The sequence below is a fragment of the Saccharothrix syringae genome, from assembly GCF_009498035.1.
GTDB classification, from domain to species: Bacteria; Actinomycetota; Actinomycetes; order Mycobacteriales; family Pseudonocardiaceae; genus Actinosynnema; species Actinosynnema syringae.
In genome coordinates this window covers 9,550,744-9,575,375 of the sequence record NZ_CP034550.1, presented here as the reverse complement: position 1 = coordinate 9,575,375, position 24,632 = coordinate 9,550,744, and the positions used below count along the sequence as shown (strand labels likewise).

Genomic DNA, 24,632 nt, shown 5'->3' with positions numbered 1-24,632 from the left:
GCTCAGAACGGGAGGCAATTTTGCGTCCGGAGCCGCCGCAGAACGCGGACACGGTCGCTGAAGTGGGTGAGTTCGGTCTCATCCGCCGGGTGACGGCAGGTCGGACGCAGCCGCCCACCACCCTGCTCGGGCCGGGTGACGACGCGGCTGTGGTGGCCGCGCCGGACGGCCGCGTGGTGGTGTCCACCGACGTGCTGGTCGAAGGTGTCCACTTCAGACTCGACTGGTCCTCTCCAGAGCAGGTCGGCCGCAAGGCGGCCGCCGTGAACCTGGCCGACGTGGCGGCCATGGGCGCCATGCCCACGGCCCTCACGATCGGCCTCGCCTGCCCCGCCGACACCCCCTCGGCGGTGGTCGAGGGCATCACCGCCGGCCTGTGGCAGGAGGCGGTCATCGCGGGGGCCGGCGTGGTGGGGGGCGACATGGTGTCCTCCGCGACACTGGTGATCTCCGTTACGGCCATGGGCGACATGAACGGCCTGGAACCGGTGACCCGCTCCGGAGCCCAGGTGGGCGACGTGGTCGCGGTCTGCGGACGCCTCGGCTGGGCGGCGGGCGGCCTGGCCGTCCTCCAACGAGGATTCCGCTCCCCGGTGGCCGTGGTGGGGGCCCAGCGGAACCCCGAACCCCCCTACGCGGCAGGCCCCCAAGCCGCCGCCGCGGGCGCGACCGCCATGATCGACGTCTCCGACGGCCTCCTGGCCGACCTGGGCCACATCGCCGACGAATCGGGCATAGGCATCGACATCCGCACGGAACTCCTGGAAGTCCACCCCCGCCTGATCGACGTGGCGGCGGCCCTGGGCGCGGACGCCCGCCACTGGGTCCTCACCGGCGGCGAGGACCACGCCCTGGCCGCCACGTTCCCGGAACCGGCAGCGGTCCCCGACGGCTGGACGACGATAGGGACGGTCCGCCACGGCAGCGGCGTGACCGTGGACGGCCGCGCCTACGAGAAACCCCCTGGCTGGGAACACTGGCGCTAGGTAGCCTGGAACCGTGGAACTATGCACGCTCGCGTATGACCATCCGGACTCGGCCAAGCTCATCGCCGAACTCCAGCAGGTCTACGTGACCCGCTACGGCGACGGCGACATCACGCCGGTGGACCCGGCGCAGTTCGCCGCGCCCCGGGGTCACTTCCTGGTCGGCTACGTGGACGACGTCCCCGTGGCCTGCGGCGGCTGGCGCGCCCACGACGAGGCGCAGCACTCCCTGCGCCCCGGCGACGCCGAGATCAAGCGCATGTACGTCGCGGACGCCCTGAGGGGCCGGGGCCTGGCGAGGCGCCTGCTCGCGGCCCTGGAGGACGAGGCCAGGGCCCAGGGCCGCAAGCGCATGGTCCTGGAAACCGGCACGAGGCAACCGGAGGCCATCAGCCTCTACACCTCCAGCGGCTACACCCGCATCGACAACTTCGGCGTCTACCGGGACCACCCGGACAGCCTCTGCTTCGCCAAGGACCTGGGGATCTGACGTGGCGATCTACGCCCTGGGCGACCAGGAACCCACCATCCACCCCGACGCCTACGTGCACCCCGACGCCACCGTGATCGGCAACGTCTACCTGGGCGCGCACGCCTCCGTCTGGCCCCAAGCAGTCCTGCGGGGCGACTACGGCCGCGTGGAAGTGGGCGAACGCACCTCGGTGCAGGACGGGACCGTCATCCACTGCACCGAGGTCCACCCGGCCCTGATCGGCGCGAACTGCGTGATCGGCCACAACGTCCACATCGAAGGCGCCACCATCGCCGACAACTGCCTCATCGCCTCGGGCTCGGTGGTCCTCAACGGCTCGACGGTCGGGGAAGGCGCCATCGTGGGCGCAGGCGCAGTCGTCTCCTTCGACGGCCGCATCCCCGCCCGCGCCATGGCCCTGGGCGTCCCCGCCCGCGTCCGCGAGGGCCACGTGGTCCCCGAGAACGCATGGAAATTCATCGTCGACAAATACGTCGAGAACATTTCCAGGTACCGCCGGGAACTCCGCCGCCTGGACTGAGATAAGGTCCCGCCGTGGCACGTCCGCTTGAGGAAATCGTGGAAGCCGGCTGGGCCCAGGCCCTGGCCCCGGTGGCAGACCAGATCGCCAAGATGGGCGAGTTCCTGCGCTCCGAGGTGGCCGCCGGCCGCACCTACCTGCCCGCCGGCGAGAACGTGCTGCGCGCCTTCCAGCAGCCGTTCCACTCGGTCAAGGTGCTCATCGTGGGCCAGGACCCCTACCCGACCCCCGGCCACGCCGTGGGCCTGAGCTTCTCGGTCTCCCCGGAAACCCGACCGATCCCGAAGAGCCTGGTCAACATCTACCAGGAGTACATGTCCGACCTGGGTCACCCCAAGCCCTCCACCGGCGACCTGACCCCGTGGACCGAACAGGGCGTCCTCCTCCTCAACAGGGCCCTCACCGTCCAACCGGGCAAGTCCAACTCCCACCGCAACAAGGGCTGGGAACCGGTGACCGAGCAGGCGATCCGGGCCCTGGCGGCACGGGACACCCCACTGGTGGCCATCCTCTGGGGCAGCCAGGCCCGAGCGCTGAAGCCCCTGCTCCAGCCCTTCCCCTGCGTCGAGTCGGTCCACCCCAGCCCCCTCTCGGCAGCAGGCGGCTTCTTCGGCTCCCGCCCCTTCAGCAAGGTCAACGACCTCCTGACCAAACAGGGCGCCACCCCGGTCGACTGGAAACTCCCGTAGCAGCGCCCAACAGCCACGAGGACCCAACAGCCACCGGCCGACGAGGCCCGATTTGACATGGGTTCGAGTGCCATAGGCTGGTCGGAGCCGGCAGGCTCGGCGGGACGCTCTTCCCCGCCGTGCCTGCCGGCTGCGGCCTGCCTCCGGCGCTCGTAAGGGCCCCATGTCAAATCGAGCCGGACGACCCCCACGGCTCAACCGGCCTCGCCCCCACCCGCGCAGCCACACCAACACGCCACTCCTTCGAGTGACACAACGCTTAACCCCCCACCCCAGGGCAACCCAGCAGACGTCCACCCGGACACCGCAAGTCGTCCACCAGGCGTCCGAGCAAGCCATCCGGGCCAGGCGGGTTCGTCCTCTGGCACCCCGTACCCGCCCTCGGCAGCCCACGGACGACAAGAGGCCCGGTCACCTGGCACAACCCCAGGTGACCGGGCCCCTCACACGCCTAAAACGAGAAAAGCAAGAAGTCCACCAACGGCGGACCTCAGCCACGCACCACCTTGCCGGCCTTCAGGCAGGAGGTGCACACGTTCAACCGCTGCCGCTGCGAGGGCGAAACCTTCGCGCGCACGGTCTGGATGTTCGGGTTCCACCGACGGTTGGTGCGCCGGTGGGAGTGCGAGACCGACTTGCCGAAGCCCGGCCCCTTGCCACAGACGTCGCACACGGCAGCCACGTCAGCCACTCCTTAGGTTTCCTCAGCGGTACTCACGCCCCGGCGGGCGCGCAAGCGTGCACAAGCCTCAGCCGGGCATGGCAACCCAGACAGGGTAACCGGTAGCCCGCACCGCCTCCAAACCGGGTCGAATACCCTGCCCGCCATGCGGGCTCTGGATGCGGTCGCGGTGCGCCAATGGGCGGACGCCTGTGTGCGGTCCCTGGACGCCAACAGGGAGGACATCGACCGCATCAACGTCTTCCCCGTCCCCGACGGCGACACGGGCACCAACCTCCTCCAAACCATGCGCTCGGCCCTGGACGCCCTCCTGCGCACCCCGGCCGACTCCGTGGGCACCGCCCTGGCCGCCCTGGCCAGGGGCGCCCTGGCCGGCGCCAGGGGCAACTCCGGCGTCATCCTCTCCCAGGTCCTCCGGGGTCTGGCCGAAGCAGCCCAGGGCGCCGCCACGGCCACCGGCACCTCCCTCCGCCGAGCCCTGCTCAGAGCCGACGAACTGGCCACCGCCGCCGTCTCCACCCCGGTCCCCGGCACCGTCCTCTCCGTCCTCCACGCAGCCGCCGAAGCCGCCAGGGACTGCACCTCCGACGACCTGGCCGACATCGTCACCGCCGCCGCCCGAGCCGGCACCGAGGCCCTGGCCGACACCCCCCGCCAACTGGCCGTACTGGCCAAAGCGGGCGTGGTGGACGCAGGCGGCCGAGGACTGGTCGTCCTCCTGGACACCCTCGCCGCCGTGATCACCGGCCGCCCCCCGGCACAGCTGACGACCGGCCACCCCCCAGCACAGCCACCCACCCCCCGGGACGCCCTCACCACAGCCCGGGAAGCCGGCTCCCCGGAGTTCGAGTACGAGGTCATGTACCTCCTGGACGGCACCCCCGACGTGGCCCGCCTCAAATCCACCCTGGAAGCCCTGGGCGACTGCGTCTCCGTGGTGGGCGACGGCGCCGACCTCTGGACCGTGCACGTCCACTGCAACGACATCGGCGCGGCGGTGGAAGCCGGCATCGAAGCCGGCAGACCGCACCGCATCACCGTCGCCAGGTTCGCCGACCAGCTCACCGCCACCACCCCTACCCGCTTCACCCGGGACCGGGCCGTGGTGGCCCTGGTCACCGGCCCGGGCACGGCCGACCTGTTCCGCTCCGAGGGCGCCGTGGTCCTGGACCCCGCCGACGACCTCCTGGCCGCCATCACCGGCACCAGGGCACGGCACGTCACCGTCCTCCCCTGCGACCCGTCACCCCCCGCCCAGCTGGACGACGCCGTGGCCCAGGCCATCGCCGCGGGCCAGGACGTGGTGGTCGTCCCGATCTCCTCCCCGGTCCAGGCCCTCGCCGCCCTGGCCGTGCACTCGGAGACCAGGCGCGCGGGCGACGACGTGGTGGCCATGGCCGAAGCCGCCGCCGCCACCCGACGCGGCGAGGTGGCGGTGTCCGAGCACGAGGGCATCACCTGGGTCGGCCGCTGCCGGCCGGGCGACCTGCTGGGCATGGTCGACGGCGAAGTGGTCCTCATCGACCCCGCCGCCGACGTCGGCGCCATGGCGTGCCGCCTGGTCGACCGCATGCTGGCCAGCGGCGGCGAACTGGTGACCGTGCTGCTGGGCCGGGACGCCCCCGCCGACCTGGAGCGGGCCCTGGAGGACCACCTCCGGACCGCCCACCCCGAGGTCGAGCTGACCACCTACCCGGGCGGCCAACCGGACCAGCTCCTCATCGTGGGCGTCGAGTAGGAGCACCCGACCCAGCAGCCAAGCGCCCAACCCAGCAGCCGAACAACCCAGCAGCCGAACAACCGAGCAGCCGAGCAGCCGAGCACCGAGCAGCCACCCTGTCGGTGCCGAGTAGTTGAATGGACCTCGATGACGACCTTCGACGACAAGCTGGAGCCGGTGCTCGGCAAGAAGAGCGCCGACGCGCTGGAGTCCGGCCTGGGCCTGCGCACCGTCGGCGACCTGCTGCGCCACTACCCGCGCCGCTACGACGAACGCGGGCAGCTCACCGAGATCAAGGGCCTCGAACTCGGCGAGCACGTCACCGTGCAGGCAAGGGTCAAGAGCGCCCGCCAACGCCGGATGAAGTCGCGCAGCGGCGAACTCCTGGAAGCCGTGATCACCGACGGTTCGAGCGACCTCCACCTGGTCTTCTTCGGCCGCGGCTCGCGCAAGGTCGAGCGCGAGCTGCTGCCCGGCCGCGAGGCCATGTTCGCCGGCAAGGTGGGCATGTTCAACGGCAAGCTCCAGCTCGCCCACCCCGACTACCAGGTCCTGGAAGGCGACGAGGACGCGGCCGCGTTCGCCGGTGCGTTCATCCCGGTCTACCCGGCGGCGCAGGGCATCCAGTCCTGGCACGTGGCCAACTGCGTCGAGCAGGTCCTCGCGGTGTGGGACGGCGTGACCGTCGACCCCCTGCCCGACGACCTGCGCCGCGAACGCGGCCTGGTCCCCCTGGAGAAGGCCCTCCGCGACATCCACCGCCCCGACGGCTGGGCCGCGATCACCGTGGCGCAGCAGCGCCTGAAGTGGGACGAGGCCATGGCCGTGCAGCTGGCCCTGGCCCAGCGCCGCCAGTCGTCCTCGGCCCGCCCGGCCCCCGCGTGCCCGCCCAGGCCGGGCCTGGTGCGCGACGCGTTCGACGCCCGCCTGCCGTTCGAGCTGACCGCAGGCCAGCGCGAGGTGGGCGAGCAGATCGCCGCCGACCTGTCCGGCGAGCACCCGATGAACCGGCTGCTCCAGGGCGAGGTGGGCTCCGGCAAGACCATGGTGGCGCTGCGGGCCATGCTCCAGGTCGTGGACGCCGGGCGGCAGGCCGCGATGCTCGCGCCCACCGAGGTGCTGGCCGCGCAGCACGCCAGGTCGCTGGCCGAGCTGCTGGGCGACCTCGGGCAGGCCGGTGAGCTGGGCGGCGCCGAGCACGCGACGCGCGTGGCGCTGCTGACCGGCTCGATGGGCGCGGCGGCGCGGAAGCGGGCCCTGCTGGAGATCATGACCGGCGAGGCCGGGATCGTCGTCGGCACCCACGCCCTGATCCAGGACAAGGTCGAGTTCGCCGACCTGGGCCTGGTCGTGGTGGACGAGCAGCACCGGTTCGGCGTCGAGCAGCGGGCGGCGCTGAGCGCCCGGTCCGGCGGCTCCACCCCGCACGTGCTGGTGATGACGGCCACCCCGATCCCGCGCACCGTGGCGATGACGGTGTACGGCGACCTGGAGGTGTCCGCGCTGCGCGAGCTGCCGCGGGGCCGTTCGCCGATCAGCACGTCCGTGGTGCCGGTGGCGGAGAAGCCCGCGTGGCTGGACCGGGCCTGGCAGCGCATCCACGAGGAGGTCCGCAAGGGCCACCAGGTGTACGTGGTGTGCCCGCGCATCGGCGACGGCGAGGACGCCGAGGAACCCCCGAAGGAGGACGGCTCGGACCGCCGCCCGCCGCTGGCGGTGGTGGACGTCGCCAACCGGCTGGCCGAGGGACCGCTGCGGGGCCTGCGGATCGACGTCCTGCACGGCCGGATGGCGCCCGACGACAAGGACGCGGTGATGCGGGCGTTTGCGGCCAACGAGGTGCAGGTGCTGGTCGCCACGACCGTGGTCGAGGTCGGCGTGAACGTGCCGAACGCCACGGTCATGGTCATCATGGACGCCGACCGGTTCGGCGTGAGCCAGCTGCACCAGCTGCGCGGGCGGGTCGGCCGGGGCAGCGCGCCCGGCCTGTGCCTGCTGGTGACCGAGATGCCGGACGGCACGCCGACCATGGCCCGGCTGCGGGCGGTGGAGTCCACCCTGGACGGGTTCGAGCTGGCGCAGCTCGACCTGGAGCTGCGGCGGGAGGGCGACATCCTCGGTGCGGCCCAGTCGGGTACGCGGTCGGGGTTGAAGATGCTGTCGCTGCTGCGCGACGAGGACGTGATCGCCGAGGCGCGGGTGGTGGCGCAGCGGGTGGTGGAGGGCGATCCCGACCTGTCCGGTCACCCGGGGCTGGCTTCGCTGGTGGCCGGGTTGCTGGACGACGAGCGGGCGGAGTACTTGGAGAAGGCTTGACCTTCTCGGGGATTGACGAAGCGCAGTGTCCGGAGGCTTGAGCGCGGTGCCGGCGGCTGGGTGCGAGTGAGCCGAGGACAGGCTTGAGCGCGGTTCCGGCGGCCGGAGCGCGAGTGAGCCGAGGACAGGCTTGAGCGCGGTTCCGGTGGCCGGGTGCGAGTGAGCCGAAGACAGGCTTGAGCGCGGTACCAGCGGCCGGAGCGCGAGTGAGCCGAGAACGGGCCTGAACGCGGTTCCGGTGGCCGGCGAGCAGCCCGGAGCACCCCCGGGAGGCCCGCCCCCGGGACGGTTACCCTGACTCGTGCGCCGATTGCTGCTCGCCCTGGTCCCGCTGGCGCTGGTCGCCTGCTCGACCGCGTCCCCCGACGACCGGCCCCCGCCCACAACCACCACCCCGCCCAAGGGTGAACTGGCACTGCTGGCCGAACGCGTCGAGCAGCGGCGAGACGAGCTGTCCACCGCCTCGTTCCACACCGAGGGCTTCGCCTCCGACGGCGAGGGCCTGGAGGTCCGCACCACCGTGGACGGCGCGGTGCGCTACACCGACGGCGGGACGAGCACGTCGATGGTGATGAACATCTCCACCGGCGGTCAACAAGCCAATCGGACGTCGCTGGTCGTGGTCCCCGCCGGGACCTACGTGCAGGTCGACGGCGCACCCATGCCGGCGGGCAAGAAGTGGGGCTACTACACGGCCGGCAACAGCGGCGAGCTGGCCGCCCTGCTGCGCGGGTTCGGCCCGAGCGCGATGGTGGGCGCCGAGCTGGACTACCTCCAGCCCAAGGCGGGGCTGATCGTGGGCAAGGGCGCCGCCGAGCTGGACGGCCAACCGGTGACCCGGTACGACGTGTCGGTCAACGCGTTCGAGATGGCGAAGGTCATCGAGGACCAGGACATCCAACTGCAACACACCGAGCTGGCCGACCACGGCGTGAAGATCGACGCGACGGTGTGGGTGGACGACACGTCCGCGCCGCTGCAGGCCGAGTACCGGTTCACCCTGGACGGGAAGGTGGTCAAGCAGTCGACCACCCGGTTCCGCGACTGGGGGCAGCCGGTCGAGGTGGCCGTGCCGAACCAGGCGGAGGTCGTCCCGGCGGAGCAACTGCCCGGGTAGCGGCTGCCCAGAGAGCAGCTGCCCAGAGAGCAGCTGCCCGGGGAAGCAGTTACCCGGGGAGCAGTTGCCCCAGGCAGCCGCTTCCTCGTGAAGGGCTGCCCGGGCCGGGTGCTACTTGCCCCGCTTGGGGATGGGCAGCTTGGTGGTCGGCTGCTCGGACCGGTCGCCTGCCGCACCACCCGCCGCGTCGCCAACCGCGTTGGTCGACGCCTTGGCCTGGGCTCCGGGCTTGGCCTCGGCCTTGGGCCCGACCTCGGCCTTGGGCTCGGCCTTGGCGCCCACCGCCTTCACCTCGGACTTCTTGATCTCGGCCGTCTTCGCCTCGGCCGCCTCGGTGGCGGCAGAAGCCTCGGCGCCGGGCTCCGTAGTGCCGGCCGCAGTGGTGCCCGAGGTCTCCTGGGCCAGGGCCAAGTCGCCCTCCAGCGGCGTCAGGGTGGAGACCGCGTGGGCCACCGCCTCCTGCGCCGCCGCGAACTGGCGGCTCAGCTCCCGGTGCAGCGAGTGCAGCTGGACCAGCTTCTCCTCGGCCGCGGTGGTGCGGCGGTCGGCGTGCTCGTCCGCCTCGGTGATCGTCTTCTCGGCGCGGGCGTTGGCCTCGGCGATCGTCTGCTCCGCCCGCGCGTTGGCGTCGGCGACGGCCTGCTCCGCCTTGGCCAGGGCCTCGGACTCCAGCTCGGCGACCTGCTTCTCCGAGTCGGCGCGCAGCTTCTCGGTCTCCGCCCGGGCGGCTTCGAGGAGCTTCGCCGCCTCCGCCTTGGCCTCGACCACGTGCACCTCGTGCTCCTGGCGGAGCTTGGTGCGCAGCTCGTCGTACTCCTTGTCCAGGTCGTCGTGGTAGCCCTTGTACTTCTGCTCCAGCTCGGTCCGCTTCGCCTCCAGCTCCGCGGTCTTCGCCTCGAACTCCGCGGTCATCCGCTCGCGGTCCGCTCGGGCCTCGGCCATCAGCGCCTCGTGCTCGGCGGTCAGCTTGGCCCGCAGGTCCTCGTGCGACTTCTCCAGCTCGGTCCGCCGCTCCCCGTACTGCCGCTCCAGCTCGGTGGTCCGCTGCTGGTGGGCCGCCTCCAACTGCCGGCGCCGGTCCTCCAGCTCGGCCATCGCCCGCTGGTGCGCCGCCCGGCCCTCGGCCGCCGCGCGGTCGGCCTCGGCACGGGTGGCGGCCGCCTGGTCCTGGGCCGCCTTGCGGATGTCGGCGATCTCCTCCTCGGCGAGCGACATCATCACGCGCACGCGCTCGGTGACGTTGGACGCGTTGACCGGGCTGTTGGCCAGGTTGTTGAGCTGGGCCTTGACCTTGTCCAGCTCCGCCCGCGTGCCGTTGAGCAGCTTCGACAGCTCGGCCACCTGGGCCGACGCCGCATCGCGCGCTCTGTTGGAGTTCTTCAGGTCGAACTCCAGGCGCGTCACGCGCTCGTTCACCTGGCGCTGGTTGTACCCGCGCAGAACGACGTCGAAATGGGTGCGGGCAGCAGGCTGCCCAGTCCCTTCAGCCCCGGCCATGGGACCAACCCTACCGAGAAGGAACGGGCTGCGGTCACCCGATGTAGCGAACCGACCGTAATGGGTCAGGTGCCGAGCGTGAGGGGGAGCAGGAGTGGAGGGGGCGGCGAGGGGGTGGGGCGGGTGGCGGTTGCATGGCTTCATTCTCGAACAGGTGTTCGATGGTGAGCAAGGTCTCGATCGGGTGATCCGCGGGGTGGGTCGCCGGGTGATCCGGGGAACGTCAAGCCGCCACCCGCGTACCGCCTTCCCAGGGGCTGCGCGGGGCCGTCGAACAAGGGAGAATCCCGACGCGTGGTCCCAGGTCGCGTCGCCCTTGACCGGGAAAGTCATCGATCACGATGACGTCCGTCACGTGAGACGGAACTCCCGAGGAGCGGAACGCGCAAGGTAACGTGCCTTGATTCACCGCCGAGTATCCGGGAGGGAACGCCGCATGTTCCGCAAGGTCCTCGTCGCCAACCGCGGCGAGATCGCGATCCGGGCCTTTCGCGCTGCCTACGAAGTGGGCGCCGGCACGGTTGCCGTCTTCCCCCACGAGGACCGCAACTCCTTGCACCGGCTGAAGGCCGACGAGTCCTACGAGATCGGCGACCCCGGCCACCCGGTCCGGGCCTACCTCTCCGTCGAGGAGATCATCAAGGCCGCCCGCAAGGCGGGCGCCGACGCGGTCTACCCCGGCTACGGCTTCCTGTCCGAGAACCCCGAGCTGGCCAGGGCCTGCGCCGAGGCGGGCATCACGTTCATCGGCCCGCCCGCCGACGTGCTGGAGCTGACCGGCAACAAGGCCCGCGCCATCGCCGCCGCCCGCGAGGCCGGCCTGCCGGTGCTCAGGTCCAGCGAGCCCTCCAGCGACATCGACGCCCTGCTGCGGGCTGCCGAAGAGATCGACTTCCCGGTCTTCGTCAAGGCCGTCGCCGGCGGCGGTGGCCGCGGCATGCGGCGCGTGGAGGACCGCGGCGCGCTCCGCGAGGCCCTGGAGGCCGCCTCCCGCGAGGCCGAGTCCGCCTTCGGCGACCCGACCGTGTTCCTGGAGCAGGCGGTCGTCGAGCCCCGCCACATCGAGGTCCAGATCCTCGCCGACGGCGAGGGCGACGTGATGCACCTGTTCGAGCGCGACTGCTCGGTGCAGCGCCGCCACCAGAAGGTCATCGAGATCGCCCCCGCGCCCAACCTCGACCCGGAGCTGCGTCAACGCATCTGCGACGACGCGGTGCGCTTCGCCCGGCACATCGGCTACCGCAACGCCGGCACCGTGGAGTTCCTGCTCGACCCGAACGGCAACTACGTCTTCATCGAGATGAACCCCCGCATCCAGGTCGAGCACACGGTCACCGAGGAGGTGACCGACGTGGACCTGGTGCAGTCCCAGATGCGCATCGCCAGCGGCGAGACCCTGGCGGACCTGGGCCTGAGCCAGGAGACCGTGCACCTGCGCGGCGCCGCCCTGCAGTGCCGCATCACCACCGAGGACCCGGCCAACGGCTTCCGCCCCGACACCGGCATGATCAGCGCCTACCGCTCGCCGGGCGGCTCGGGCGTGCGCCTGGACGGCGGCACCACGGGCGTGGGCACGGCCATCAGCGCCCACTTCGACTCGATGCTGGTCAAGCTCACCTGCCGCGGCCGCACGTTCTCCGCCGCGGTGGCGCGCGCCCGCCGCGCCGTGGCGGAGTTCCGCATCCGCGGCGTGTCCACCAACATCCCGTTCCTCCAGGCGGTGCTGGACGACCCGGACTTCTACGAGGGCCGCGTCACCACCTCGTTCATCGAGAAGCGCCCCCACCTGCTCACCGCCCGCACCCCGGCCGACCGCGGCACGCGCATGCTCACCTACCTGGCCGACGTCACGGTGAACAAGCCCAACGGCCCGCGCCCGTCCGCGGTCGACCCGCAGGAGAAGCTGCCGGTCGTCGACCTGGGCGCCGAGCCGCCCGCGGGGTCGAGGCAGAAGCTGGTCGAGCTGGGCCCGGAGGGCTTCGCCCGGTGGATGCGGGAGAGCAAGGCCCTCGGCGTCACCGACACCACGTTCCGAGACGCCCACCAGTCGCTGCTGGCCACCCGCGTGCGCACCAAGGACCTGCTGGCCGTCGCGCCGCACGTGGCCCGCATGGCGCCGCAGCTGCTGTCGCTGGAGGCGTGGGGCGGCGCGACCTACGACGTGGCGCTGCGCTTCCTGGCCGAGGACCCGTGGGAACGCCTCGCCGCGCTGCGCGAGGCCGTGCCGAACATCACCCTCCAGATGCTGCTGCGCGGCCGCAACACGGTCGGCTACACGCCGTACCCCGAGGCCGTGACCAGCGCTTTCGTCGACGAGGCCGCCAAGACCGGCATCGACATCTTCCGCATCTTCGACGCCCTCAACGACGTCGAGCAGATGCGCCCGGCCATCGAGGCGGTCCGCGAGACCGGCACGGCGGTCGCCGAGGTCGCGCTCTGCTACACCGCCGACCTGGCCGACCCCGGGGAACGCCTCTACACCCTCGACTACTACCTCAAGCTGGCCGAGCAGATCGTCGGCGCGGGCGCGCACGTGCTCGCGATCAAGGACATGGCCGGCCTGCTGCGCCCGCCCGCCGCGGCCCGGCTGGTGACGGCGCTGCGCAAGGAGTTCGACCTGCCGGTGCACCTGCACACCCACGACACCGCGGGCGGCCAGCTGGCCACCTACCTGGCGGCCATCCAGTCCGGTGTGGACGCGGTGGACGGCGCGGTGGCGTCGATGGCGGGCACCACCTCGCAGCCGCCGCTGTCGGCGATCGTCGCCGCGACCGACCACACCGACCGCGCCACGGGCCTGGACCTGCGCGCGGTGTGCGACCTGGAGCCGTACTGGGAGGCGGTGCGCAAGGTCTACCGGCCGTTCGAGTCCGGCATCCCCGGTCCCACGGGCCGCGTCTACACGCACGAGATCCCCGGCGGGCAGCTGTCGAACCTGCGCACCCAGGCGGTGGCGCTCGGCCTCGGCGAGAAGTTCGAGGAGATCGAGGCCATGTACGCCGCGGCCGACCGGATGCTGGGCCGGCTGGTCAAGGTGACGCCGTCGTCGAAGGTCGTGGGCGACCTGGCGCTGCACCTGGTGGGCGCGGGCGTCCGGCCCGCGGACTTCGAGGCCGACCCGGGCCGCTACGACATCCCCGCCTCGGTGATCGGCTTCCTGCACGGCGAGCTGGGCGACCCGCCCGGCGGCTGGCCGGAGCCGTTCCGCAGCAAGGCGCTGGCGGGCCGGCCCGCGCCCAAGGCCGTGGCGGAGCTGTCCGAGGAGGACGAGAAGGGCCTGGAGACCGACCGCCGCGCCACGCTCAACCGCCTGCTGTTCCCCGGCCCGACCAAGGAGTTCCGGGCGCACCGCGAGGCGTACGGCGACACCAGCGTGCTGGGCAGCAAGGACTTCTTCTACGGCCTCAAGCCGGGCGAGGAGTACCAGGTCGACCTGGAGCCGGGCGTGCGGCTGCTGATCGGCCTGGAGGCCATCGGCGAGGCCGACGAGCGGGGCGTCCGCACGGTCATGGCGGTGCTCAACGGCCAGCTGCGGCCGATCCAGGTGCGCGACCGGTCGATCGCGGCCGAGGTGCCCGCGGCGGAGAAGGCCGACCGGGACAACGCCGACCACGTCGCCGCGCCGTTCGCGGGCGTGCTGACGCCGAGCGTGGCCGAGGGCGACTCGGTGGAGGCCGGGCAGACCGTGGCGACCATCGAGGCGATGAAGATGGAGGCGGCGATCACCGCGCCGAGGTCCGGCCGGGTCAAGCGCCTCGCGGTGCGGGGCGTGCAGCAGGTGGAGGGTGGCGACCTGCTGATCGTGCTGGAGTGAGGTCGGACCGGGTCGGGCGCCGTGCGGGCGCCCGGCCCGGCACCCCGCGCGACTCCTTCCCGTCACCCCCTGTTCGTGTTGCTTCCTGACACGAGGACGACCAGGTGGGTGAGCGGGATTTTTCTTTGTCCTGCGGCGGGACAATTTGTCCGTTTTTAAGCCGAAAAGCCTATTGTGAACCCCTTGTGAGGTCGGCGATGCTTCACGCCGCGCAGGCATCCCTGCCTGCCTGACCTGGACAAACCGGGGGGATCCGTGAGAACGCCCGTCAAGGGCGTGCGCTTTGGCGTGCGCCGAAGAAGTGTCGTCAACACCATCGTCGCGGTTTTGAGCGTTTCGCTCGTCGCATCGGTACTTTCGCCCACAACCGCCTCCGCCGCGGCACCCGACCAACCGCAACAGGTCGACGTGCGCGAGTTGCCCGCGCTGCCGGGCGAACCGGCGAACGACCGGGTGGTGGCCGAGCCCGACCCCGGGGCGGACTTCGCGCCGCTGGCGGGGCGGCCGGGCGGGTCGGGCTTCGACCCCGAGCGGTCGAAGGTGGTCTCGCGGTCGACGTTCGCCACCGAGTACGAGAACCCCGACGGCACGCGGACGGTGAAGCAGTCCACCGAGCCGCTGAACGTGAAGGACCCGCAGGGCCGGTGGAGCCCGGTGGACCCGACCCTGGAGACCGACGCGAGGACCGGGCGGGTCCGGGCCGAGCGGCACCCGCTCAAGCCGAGCCTGGGCGCCGACGCCGGGGACCCGTCGCTGGTGCGGGTCGAGTTCGAGGGCCACGAGGTTTCCCTCGGCGCGGAGCGACCCGCCCGCGGCCGCAAGGCCAGGGTCGAGGGCAGGTCGGCCGAGTACGTCGACGCGATCGACGACGCGGACCTGAAGTACGAGGTCACGGCGGGGTCGGTCAAGGAGACCATCGTCCTGTCGAAACCGCCGGCCCGCTCCTCTTGGCGCTTCACCCTCGACCCCGGCGCCCTGACCCCCGTCGTCACCGGCCAGGGCACGGTCGAGCTGCGCGACGGCCGGGGCACGCCCAAGGTCGTGATGCCGCCGATCGTCACCTGGGACTCCTCCGGCGGCGAGGACGAACCCCCGGCGCACACCGGCGGCACCTACGGCCTGGAGAAGTCGGGCGACGAGTGGGTCCTCACCGTCTCCGTGGACGAGACCTGGCTGCGCGACCCGGCCCGCGCCTACCCGGTCAGCGTGGACCCCACGGTCACCTTCGGCGTGGCCTACGCGGAGTCCTACAAGTCCGACGGCTACTGGTGCACCAACTGCGGCATCCAGGTCGGCAACGCCCTCGACCGCGGTGACAAGTACTGGCGCAGCGCGTTCCGCTTCAACTACGAGTCCCTCTACGGGCAGCGGATCGTGGGCGCGAAGCTCGACGTGACCAACCAGCGGTCGCCGCTGAGCCCGGACAAGACCTGGCCGGCGACGATGTACCACGCCTCCGCCATGGACTTCAACGGCGTGGGCGGGCTGCTGGCCACCGGCCAGGTCGGCCAGGTCGGCACGCTGACCGGTGCGAGCCTCGTGTCGTTCCTCCAGCACATCGCCGACATCCGGCACATGGCGACCTTCCTGCTCGTCGGCCACGAGGCGCCGGGGGTCTGGACCTACAAGAACCTCAGCGCCACCCTGACCGTCGACACCGGCAGCGCGCCGCCCGCCCCGGCCGCCGTGGCGCCCGAGGACGGCGCGGTGATCACCAACCTGTCGCCGACGTTGCAGGTCACGCCGGTCTCCGACCCCGACGGCGACCCGGTGCGCTACTGCTTCAAGGTCGCCACGGGCGCGGACGCCAAGTCCGGCGTCGTGGTCGACTCGGGCTGCCTGGACAGCCCGACCTGGACGGTGCCGCAGGCGGTGCTCCAGGACGGCGTGACCTACTCCTGGCAGGCGCACGCGACCAGCGGCGTGGCCATGGCGCCCGGCCCGGTGCGCAAGTTCCGCATCGACCAGCGCGTCGGCGACCGCGGTCCCGCGCCGGTCGACCAGCTGGGCCCGCTGACGGTGAACCTGGCCAACGGCAACCTGATGACCTCGCAGTCGTCGCCGACGTTCAACACCGTGGCCGGTTCCGCCGGCGTGTCGATGTCGTACAACTCCCAGCAGCTGGAGCCCAAGGGCCTGCGGGCCTCGTACTACCCGGACCTGTCGCACAACGGCGGCATCGGCACCACCCAGGAGCCGGTGCTGGTGCGCACCGAGCCGCAGGTCAACGTGGACTGGGGCGACACCTCGCCGTTCGAGCCCGCGCTGCCCAAGGACTGGTTCGCGGCGCGCTGGGAGGGCTTCTTCCAGGCCCCCGCGACCGGCGCCTACCAGTTCGCCGGTGTCCACGACGACGCCTTGAAGGTGTGGATCAACAACACGTCCGTGTACGACCAGCCGTGCTGCAGCGACGTCAACTGGGGCGTGGCCGGCACGGTGAACCTCACCGCCGGGCAGCGCGTGCCGATCAAGGTCGAGCTCGCGGAGCAGACCGGGTGGGCCTACCTGCGGCTGTTCGTGCGCACCAGCGACGGCACCACCGTCCCGTCGCAGGTCGTGCCCGCGGACTGGCTGTACTCCTCCGACCTGCCCGCCCTGCCGCGCGGCTGGACGCTGTCGGCCGACCTGGACGGCGACGGCTCGACCTACACCGAGGCCAAGGTCACCGACCAGAACGTGGTGCTGACCGACGGCACCGGCGCCAAGCACACCTACACCAAGAAGAGCGCCGGCGGGTACACCGCGCCCAGCGGCGAGGAGGGCGTGCTCGCGCTCGACCCCGCCGGCCGCATCACGCTGGTGGAGGGCGCGGAGTCGTTCGTCTTCCGGGCCGACGGCAAGCTGGAGTCGGTGTCCCCGGTGCACGACAGCCGCAAGCCCGCCGCGCTGCAGAACATCTACGACGGCTCGCCCTCGCGGCTGCGGGAGATCAAGGACCCGGTCTCGCAGCGCTCCCACCGGCTGCACTACGGCCGCCCCGGCGACGACTGCTACACCGGCGTCACCGTGCCGCCGGGCATGGACGCCGCGCCGCCGAGCCAGATGCTGTGCCGCATCGCCTACTGGGACGGCACCGACACCCGCCTGTGGTACAGCCAGGGCAGGCTCGCCCGCATCGAGGACCCGGGCTCGGAGAACACCGACTACGGCTACGACGCCGACGGCCTGCTCAACCGCGTGCGGGACAGCCTGGCCAACGACTGGCTGGCCGGCACGATCAGCACGAACCCGGCCCAGCTCGCCGCCGACGCGGCCTCGGGCGTCACCTACACCACCGCCAACGGCAAGCCGCACGTCGACGCGCTGACCACCCCGGTGCCCGCGCGCGGCAAGGAGCGCTCGCGCCACGGCTACCGGTACGGCCCCGAACCGCGCACCACGTACGTGGACGTGGCGGGCCTGACCCCGGCGACCGGGTTCTTCACCAAGGTGGTCTACGACGACGCGTACCGGCTGCTGTCCACCACGGACGCCACCGGCCGCACCACCTCGCAGACCTGGAACGCCAGGGACCTGAAGCTGACCTCGACCGACGCGGCGGGACGGGTCTCCACCACGGTCTACGACGCCCTGGACCGGCCGACCGACAACTACGGCCCGGCACCGGCGTCGTGCTTCACCGGCCAGGTGCCCACCGCGGCGTGCGCGGCGACCGTGCCGCACACCCGCACCGACTACGACGAGGGCCTGGCCGGCCTGACGGCCGCGATCCACGACAACACGACGCTGACCGGCGCGGCGAAGGTCAACCAGACCGGCCTGGGCTCGGCCGACGGCGTGGTCCGGTCCGACTGGGCCGACACCGCCTCGCCGGCCGCCGGCGTCCCCGCCGGGAAGTTCTCGATCCGGCTCAACGGCCTGATCACCTTCCCCAACGCCGGCAACTACAACATGGAACTGCACGTCGACGACGGCGCCCGCATGTGGATCGACGACACCCTGGTCGTCGACATGTGGGGCGACGGCGGCCCCCGCCCCGCCAAGGGCGACTACAACAACACCGTCGCCGGCTCCACCCACCGCATCCGCATCGACTACTTCAACAGCGGCGGCCCCGGCCAGCTGCACCTCAACTGGCGCCGCGCGCCCGACGGCGTCTACGAGCCCGTCCCCGGCCGGTACCTCAAGCCCAACTACGGCCTGACCACCTCCACCGCCGAGGACGAGTCCGCGGGCGTGCCCGGCCAGTCGACCACGACCGCCTACACCGGCAACGGCGTGGACGCCGTGTTCGGCCTGACCACCGCCACCGGCCCGACGGGCCTGACCACGCGCAGCACCTACGAGGCGGTCGGCGTCGGCTACCTGCGCAAGACCGGCAAGAGCGCGCCCAACGGCGCCGCGACCACCTACGAGTACTACGGCGACACCGAGACGCGGGACAACCCGTGCACGACCGAGGTGGAGGCGATCAACCAGGGCGGCCTGACCCGGACCACGCGGTCCACCGCCCCGGCGACCGGCCCGGCGCGCGTCGACGAGCAGGTCTTCGACGCGTCCGGCCGCCTGGTGGCCAAGGGCACCGCGGGCGAGTGGACGTGCACCACCTACGACGCCCGCGACCGGGCCGTCCAGGTGCGGTACCCGGCCACGGGCTCCGCCGAGGAGCGGGTCGTCACCACGAACTTCGCGGTGGACGGCAACCCGCTGGTGACCTCCGTGTCCGACCGCGTCGGCACCGTCACCACCGAGGTGGACCTGCTCGGCCGCGTGGTCGAGTACACCGACGTGCACGGCGTGCGCACGGAGACCTCCTACGACCTGGCCGGCCGGGTGCTCGCGGAGAAGGTCGTCCCGCCGAACCCGGCCGACGCGCCGCAGGAGCTCAAGCGCGGCCACGACGACGCCGGCCGCCCGACGACCGTCACGTTGGGCACGACGACGCTGGCCACCGCCACCTACACGGCCGCGGGAGAGCTGGCCTCGGTCGCCTACGCCAACGGCAGCTCGCTGTCGGCCGTGGGCCGGGACGGCACCGGGGCGACCACGTCCCACACGTGGCGGACCGGTGACGGCGCGTCGGTGGTGTCGGCGGTGACCAGGACGCGCGCGGGCACGGTCGTGGACGAGTCCCTGGCCGGGGTGGACGCGCGCCCCACCGGTCCGAACTACGCCTACGACGCGGTGGGCAGGCTCACCGAGGCGTGGGTGGCGGGGCACCACTACACCTACGACTTCACCTCGTCCGCGCCCGCCGCGTGCCCGGCGGGTACCAAGGCGGACGCCGGGCTGAACACCAACCGGGTCCGCCTGCTCGACGAGACCGCCTCGGGTGTGGTGGAGACGGGTTACTGCTACGACGCGGCGGACCGGCTGCTCGCCACCACCGGGGCCACCCCGGTGACCGACGTCCGGTACGACGACCACGGCAACACCACCGGGTACTCGGTGGGCGGTGCCACCACGTCCTTCTCGTGGGACAGCGCGGACCGCAACACCGCGGTGCGCACGACGGGCGCCGACCCCGCCGACGTGCACTACGCCCGGGACGCCACCGACCGCATCGTGCGCCGCACCACCGCGGCGGGCGACGGGCAGACCGACCTGGCCTACGGCTTCACCGGCACCGGCGACACCGCGGACCTCGTGCTCGCGGCCGGGGACAAGAAGCTGCTGTCGCGCACGATCAGCCTGCCCGGCGGCGTCCTCCACACGTGGACGCCGGACGCGGTGACCGCGTCCCTGGACCACCCGACCGTGCGCGGCGACCTGGTGCTGACCACCGGGCCGGACGGGAGGCAGGTCGGCCCGCTGCGGGGCTACACCCCGTTCGGCGAGCCGCTGGGCGCGGGCGGGGCGGTCGACCCCGACCAGGTCCCGGACAACCTGCCCGGGCAGGCCGACCACGGGTGGCTCGGGCAGCACCAGCGCCTCCACGAGCACGCGGGCTCGCTGTCCGTGGTGCAGATGGGCGCGCGGCCCTACAGCCCGCTGCTGGGCCGGTTCCTGTCGGTCGACCCGGTCGAGGGCGGCAGCGCCAACGACTACGACTACGTCAACGGCGACCCGGTCAACGACACCGACGTCGACGGCCGGTGGCCCGACTGGGGCAAGCTGTGGAACAAGACCAAGGACTTCGTCAAGAAGCACAAGGTCGACATCGCGCTGACCGTCGCGGGCTTCATCCCGGGCCTCGGGGCGGCGGCGTGGGCGTACCGCGCCTACCGGATCGTCCGCGCGGCCAAGGCGGCCAACGGGCTCGCCGGCGGCATCCGGGCGACGCGGGCGACCACGTGGCTGGCCGGGCGCATGTGGGTCGGGCGCGGTGCCACCAAGCGGGCCGCCGACACCGGCTACCGGCTGTTCTCCAAGAACGGCCTGCGCCAGTACCGCCCGCCCGCCTACAAGGGCAAGAAGTGGGGCTACCAGTCCAACTTCGAGTCCCGGGCCGGCACGAGGGGCAAGATGACCAACAACTACCACGTGAACAACAGGAGGTGGTGGTGAGGTGGTGGCGCACGACGGTCGGGTCGCGTCGGTCGTGGACTCCCGGGGCCGCACGGGCTACCTGCTGGTCCGCGAGTGGCGCGGTGCGGACCGGTCCGGTGAGCGGGTCGCCTCGGTCGACCTCGCGCTGGTGATGCGCACCGGGGACGGCTGGGAGTTCTCCGACCGGGCCGACCCGGCGGACCACGACACGGCCGCCGAGCTGGAGCGCGGCGTCGTCGACTGGTACGGGGAACCGCTGGCGCTCACGTGGCTGCCCGCGGACCGGGCGGCGGAGGTCGAGGCGGAGCACTTCGCCTGATCGACCGCGAGGGGGCGGGTCCCGCGACCCGCCCCCGTGCGGTTGGTCACGCCGCGACGGGGAACCCCCACCGCCCGGCGCCGCGTTGGAGGCTCCATGAAGAAGGTCACCGCCGCAGTGCTCGCCCTGTCCGCCGGCGCCCTCGCGTGGGCAGCGCGCGAGGTGCCCACCGCGATGGGCGGGAAGCCCGGGGACGAGCGCGTGCGGCGGTCGCCGCGCTACCGGGACGGGAAGTTCCACAACGACCGGCCGACCCGCACCATGCCGCCGGACGGCGCCGCGGGCACCCTGCGGGAGCTGCTGTTCGGCGGGCAGCGGCGGCGGCCGGTCGGCGAGGTGCCGCTGGTGCGGCCCGCCGGTGACCGGTCGGCCGAAGGTCTGCACCTCACCTGGTACGGGCACGCGTCCACGCTGGTGGAGATCGACGGGGCGCGCGTCCTGCTGGACCCGGTGTGGAGCGAGCGCTGCTCGCCGTCCCCGGTGGTCGGGCCCCGGCGGCTGCACCCGGTGCCGCACGAGCTGCACGAGGTGGGCCGGGTGGACGCCGTGGTCATCTCGCACGACCACTACGACCACCTCGACCTGGCCACCGTGCGGGCGCTGGCGCGGGACCAGGACGCGGTCTTCGTGGTGCCGCTGGGCATCGGCGCGCACCTGCGCCGCTGGCGGGTGCCGGAGCACCGGATCGTCGAGCTGGACTGGGACGAGTCGCACGAGGTGGCCGGGGTCACCCTCGTCGCCACCGCCGCGCAGCACTTCTCCGGCCGCGGGTTCAAGCGGGACACCACGCTGTGGGCCTCGTGGGTGATCAAGGGGCCGCGGCACCGCGTGTACTACAGCGGCGACACCGGCTACTTCGACGGCTACCGGCGCATCGGCGAGGAGCACGGGCCGTTCGACGCGGCGCTGGTGCAGATCGGCGCGTACGGGCCCGGCTGGCCCGACATCCACATGACGCCGGAGGAGGGCGTGGCCGCGCACCGCGACGTGCGGGGCGGGCTGCTGGTCCCGGTGCACTGGGCGACGTTCAACCTCGCGTTCCACGACTGGTCCGAGCCCGTGGAGCGGGTGTGGCGCGAGGCCAAGGCGCACGGAATCCCGCTTGCCATCCCACGACCGGGTGAAAGGATCAACGTCGACGAACCCCCTTCGGTCGACGGTTGGTGGCAGGCGCTCGCATGACTTCACGCACCAGGACGGCAGTGGTGACCGGCGGCGGCACCGGCATCGGTCGGGCCATCGCCGCGGAATTGGTCCGGCAGGGCTTGGACGTGGTGGTCACCGGCCGCCGCGCGGACGTGCTGGCGGCGACCGCGGCCGAGCTCGGCGCGCGGGCCGTGGCGTTCGACGCGGCCGACCCCGAGGCCGTCCGGGCCGCCCTGGCGGAGCTGCCCGACCCGGTGGACGTGCTGGTGAACAACGCGGGCGGGCTGGCCGGCGGCGACGACCTCAAGCAGCAGTGGCTCAACGACTACGAGCTGAACGTCGTCACGGCCGTCCTGGTCACCGAGGCCCTCGAACCCCGCCTGGCCGACCAGGCGCGCGTGGTGACCATCGGGTCCATCGCGGGTCGGCGCGGCGGCGGCAGCTACGGGGCGGCCAAGGCGGCGGTGGAGGCGTGGACGGCGGAGCTGGCCGCCCGGCTCGGCGGTCGCGGCATCACGGCCAACGTCGTCTCGCCCGGGTTCGTCGAGGACACCGGGTTCTTCGGCGACGGCATGACGGAGCAGCGCCGCGCGCGGCTCGTCGGCGAGACCGCCAACGGGCGCGCGGGCACGCCCGCCGACGTCGCGGCGGCCGTGGCGTTCCTCGCCTCGCCCGCGGCCGGGCACGTCACCGGGCAGGTCCTCGGCGTCAACGGCGGCGCGCACCTGGGACGATGAGCGGGTGACCAGGATCGTCGCGGGCGTGGCGGGCGGCAGGCGGCTGCGGGTGCCGCCGCGCGGCACCAGGCCCACCTCCGAGCGCGTGCGCGAGGCGTTGTTCAGCTCGTTGGAAGCCCTCGTGGACCTCGACGGGGCGGTCGTGCTCGACCTGTACGCCGGGTCCGGCGCGCTCGGGTTCGAGGCGCTGTCGCGCGGCGCGGCGAGCGCGGCGTTCGTGGAGTCGGACAAGCGGGCTGCCGAAGTGCTGCGGGGCAACGCCAGGGAGCTGGGGCTGCCCGGCGCGGTGGTGCTCAACCGCACCGCGGAGGCCGTCGTCGGCGAACCGGCCGAGGCGCCGTGCGACGTGGTGCTGGCCGATCCGCCGTACGCGGTCGCCGACGACCAGCTCAACCGCGTGCTGTCGGCGCTGGTCGCGAACGGGTGGACCAGGCCGGGGTCGCTCGTGGTCGTGGAGCGGGACGCGCGCGGTGCTGAACCGATCTGGCCGGGTGTGGTGGAATCGTTGCGCTGCAAGCGATACGGCGACACCGCGCTGTACTGGGGCGAACACGTTGGCGCCACCGGGTGACGCGGGCCACGACCTGGGTGGGTGCGTCCGATCGGGTGCTACCGTCCGAAACCATGACTCGTGCCGTGTGCCCCGGCTCCTACGACCCGGCCACCAACGGTCACCTGGACATCATCGGCAGAGCGGCGAAGCTCTTCGACGAGGTCGTCGTCGCCGTGATGATCAACAAGAACAAGAAGACCCTGTTCTCGGTCGAGGAGCGCACGGAGATGCTGCGCGAGGTGACCGCGCAGTGGCCCAACGTCCGCGTCGACGCCTGGCACGGCCTGCTGGTCGACTACTGCCGGGAGAACGGCATCCAGGCCATCGTCAAGGGCCTGCGCGCGGTGAGCGACTACGACTACGAGCTGCAGATGGCGCAGATGAACCACCAGCTCACCGGCGTCGATACGCTGTTCATGCCGACCAACCCCATCTACAGCTTCCTGGCCAGCTCCCTGGTCAAGGACGTGGCCACCTACGGCGGCGACGTGTCGAGCCTCCTCCCGCCGTCGATCCGCGAACGCCTCGTCATCCGCCTGGCCGAACGCCGCTAACCCACCCCCGCGCGAGTCATGCGCTCAAACCCGGCGTGTCATGCATCCAGACCGCGCGTGTCATGCACTCAGCACCCCCGAACCACGCGTTCGAGTCGGCCCGGTGGTCCGAATGCGGGTTTCGGCGGGCCTGAACGCATGACACGCGGGGTCTGAACGCATGACACGCGGGAGTTGGGGGCATGACACGCGCGGGGGAGTGGACACGCTGGGGGGAGGTCCCGGCTGTCGTGGGGGCGGCAGGGCACACTGGACGGGTACTGCAGTGGGCGCGAGGAGTGTGACGTGTACCGGGTGTTCGAGGCCCTCGACGAGCTGGTCACGATCGTCGAGGAAGCGCGTGGCGTGCCGATGACCTCCGGGTGCGTCGTCCCCCGCGGTGACGTGCTCGAACTGCTGGATGACGTGCGCGACGCCATCCCCGCGGAGCTGGACGACGCGCAGGACGTGCTCGACCACCGCGACGAGCTGGTCGGCAAGGCCCAGCACGACGCGGAGCAGGGGCTGAGCAAGGCCCGCTCCGACGCCGAGCGCATGGTCGCCGAGGCCCAGCACGAGGCCGAGCGCATGCTGTCCGAGGCCCGCGCCCGCGCCGAGCGCGTGCTCGCCGAGGCCCAGGACCAGGCCGACCGCACCGTGGCCGCGGGCCGCAAGGAGTACGAGGACCTGGTGGGCCGCGCCCACACCGAGGCCGACCGCATGGTCCAGGCGGGCCGGGCCAACTACGAGCGCGCGATCGAGGAGGGCCGGGCCGAGCAGGCGCGCCTGGTCGCCCAGACCGAGGTCGTGCAGGCCGCCCACGTCGAGGCCGCCCGCGTCCTGGAGGCCGCCCAGGCCGAGGCGCTGCGGCTGCGCAGCGAGTGCGACGCGTACGTGGACGGCAAGCTGGCCGACTTCGAGGACCTGCTCGCGCACACCCTGCGCAGCGTCGGCAAGGGCCGCTCGCACCTGCGCGGGCCCGCCGTCGCCAGTGCCGCCGCCCCCTTCGACTACCACGACTGAAGTGGCCCCGGAACCCGACCGCACGACGTCCGACCTGCCGATTTCACCTCAGCGCCCG

The 24,632-nt window shown here is 72.4% G+C and carries 16 protein-coding genes and 1 pseudogene; 15 read left to right on the top strand and 2 right to left on the bottom strand.

Annotated elements, in window-relative coordinates; genetic code table 11:
- The first annotated feature begins 20 nt into the window (after window positions 1-20).
- The 4 genes from EKG83_RS40230 to EKG83_RS40215 are packed head-to-tail and all read left to right on the top strand — an operon-like array spanning window position 21 to window position 2,688.
- On the top strand, window positions 21-986 hold the full coding sequence (locus EKG83_RS40230) for a thiamine-phosphate kinase (RefSeq protein WP_033431505.1): 966 nt from the start codon (window positions 21-23) through the stop codon (window positions 984-986).
- Between the two features lie 13 nt (window positions 987-999).
- Entirely contained in the window at window positions 1,000-1,476 is a 477-nt protein-coding gene (locus tag EKG83_RS40225) for a GNAT family N-acetyltransferase (protein WP_033431504.1), read from the top strand.
- Between the two features lies 1 nt (window position 1,477).
- Window positions 1,478-1,999 carry a gamma carbonic anhydrase family protein gene (locus EKG83_RS40220; RefSeq protein ID WP_033431503.1) on the top strand — a complete coding sequence of 174 codons (522 nt, stop codon included), beginning with the start codon at window positions 1,478-1,480 and terminating at the stop codon, window positions 1,997-1,999.
- 14 nt (window positions 2,000-2,013) lie between these two features.
- Window positions 2,014-2,688 carry a uracil-DNA glycosylase gene (locus EKG83_RS40215; protein ID WP_153278737.1) on the top strand — a complete coding sequence of 225 codons (675 nt, stop codon included), beginning with the start codon at window positions 2,014-2,016 and terminating at the stop codon, window positions 2,686-2,688.
- A gap of 490 nt (window positions 2,689-3,178) precedes the next feature.
- Here EKG83_RS40215 and rpmB read toward each other — a convergent pair whose 3' ends face one another.
- On the bottom strand, window positions 3,179-3,370 hold the full coding sequence (gene rpmB, locus EKG83_RS40210; protein ID WP_033431502.1) for a 50S ribosomal protein L28: 192 nt from the start codon (window positions 3,368-3,370) through the stop codon (window positions 3,179-3,181).
- A 145-nt stretch (window positions 3,371-3,515) separates the two neighbouring features.
- Between rpmB and EKG83_RS40205 the strand changes: the two genes are divergently transcribed.
- The 3 genes and pseudogenes from EKG83_RS40205 to EKG83_RS40195 all read left to right on the top strand — a co-directional run bounded on the left by EKG83_RS40205 (window position 3,516) and on the right by EKG83_RS40195 (window position 8,523).
- Entirely contained in the window at window positions 3,516-5,108 is a 1,593-nt protein-coding gene (locus tag EKG83_RS40205) for a DAK2 domain-containing protein (protein ID WP_033431501.1), read from the top strand.
- 120 nt (window positions 5,109-5,228) lie between these two features.
- A pseudogene (gene recG / locus EKG83_RS40200) lies at window positions 5,229-7,406 on the top strand (ATP-dependent DNA helicase RecG); the annotation flags it as partial.
- A 301-nt stretch (window positions 7,407-7,707) separates the two neighbouring features.
- Window positions 7,708-8,523, top strand: a complete 816-nt coding sequence (locus tag EKG83_RS40195) for a hypothetical protein (RefSeq protein WP_153278736.1) — start codon at window positions 7,708-7,710, stop codon at window positions 8,521-8,523.
- A gap of 111 nt (window positions 8,524-8,634) precedes the next feature.
- Here the strand turns inward: EKG83_RS40195 and EKG83_RS40190 are convergent, their stop codons facing one another.
- Window positions 8,635-9,939 carry a coiled-coil domain-containing protein gene (locus tag EKG83_RS40190; RefSeq protein ID WP_063741350.1) on the bottom strand — a complete coding sequence of 435 codons (1,305 nt, stop codon included), beginning with the start codon at window positions 9,937-9,939 and terminating at the stop codon, window positions 8,635-8,637.
- 517 nt (window positions 9,940-10,456) lie between these two features.
- On the opposite strand from EKG83_RS40190, the gene EKG83_RS40185 reads away from it, so the two are divergent.
- From EKG83_RS40185 to EKG83_RS40150, 8 genes are all read left to right on the top strand, one after another.
- Entirely contained in the window at window positions 10,457-13,834 is a 3,378-nt protein-coding gene (locus EKG83_RS40185; protein WP_033431498.1) for a pyruvate carboxylase, read from the top strand.
- 408 nt (window positions 13,835-14,242) lie between these two features.
- Complete coding sequence (locus tag EKG83_RS40180; RefSeq protein ID WP_051765955.1) at window positions 14,243-20,281, top strand: PA14 domain-containing protein; 6,039 nt, start codon at window positions 14,243-14,245, stop codon at window positions 20,279-20,281.
- Between the two features lie 4 nt (window positions 20,282-20,285).
- Window positions 20,286-20,582: a hypothetical protein gene (locus tag EKG83_RS40175; protein WP_153278735.1), complete on the top strand. Its 297-nt coding sequence runs from the start codon at window positions 20,286-20,288 to the stop codon at window positions 20,580-20,582.
- A 96-nt stretch (window positions 20,583-20,678) separates the two neighbouring features.
- Entirely contained in the window at window positions 20,679-21,764 is a 1,086-nt protein-coding gene (locus EKG83_RS40170) for an MBL fold metallo-hydrolase (protein ID WP_051765954.1), read from the top strand.
- A complete protein-coding gene (locus tag EKG83_RS40165) occupies window positions 21,761-22,465 on the top strand; it encodes an SDR family NAD(P)-dependent oxidoreductase (protein ID WP_033431496.1) in 705 nt (234 codons plus the stop codon). The genes EKG83_RS40170 and EKG83_RS40165 overlap by 4 nt, the downstream gene beginning before the upstream one ends.
- 4 nt (window positions 22,466-22,469) lie before the next feature.
- A complete protein-coding gene (gene rsmD / locus EKG83_RS40160) occupies window positions 22,470-23,036 on the top strand; it encodes a 16S rRNA (guanine(966)-N(2))-methyltransferase RsmD (protein WP_033431495.1) in 567 nt (188 codons plus the stop codon).
- A gap of 53 nt (window positions 23,037-23,089) precedes the next feature.
- On the top strand, window positions 23,090-23,572 hold the full coding sequence (coaD, locus tag EKG83_RS40155; RefSeq protein WP_033431619.1) for a pantetheine-phosphate adenylyltransferase: 483 nt from the start codon (window positions 23,090-23,092) through the stop codon (window positions 23,570-23,572).
- Between the two features lie 285 nt (window positions 23,573-23,857).
- Window positions 23,858-24,574 (top strand): DivIVA domain-containing protein, encoded by a 717-nt coding sequence (locus EKG83_RS40150; RefSeq protein WP_033431494.1) that lies wholly within the window; start codon window positions 23,858-23,860, stop codon window positions 24,572-24,574.
- The last annotated feature ends 58 nt before the right edge of the window (window positions 24,575-24,632 follow it).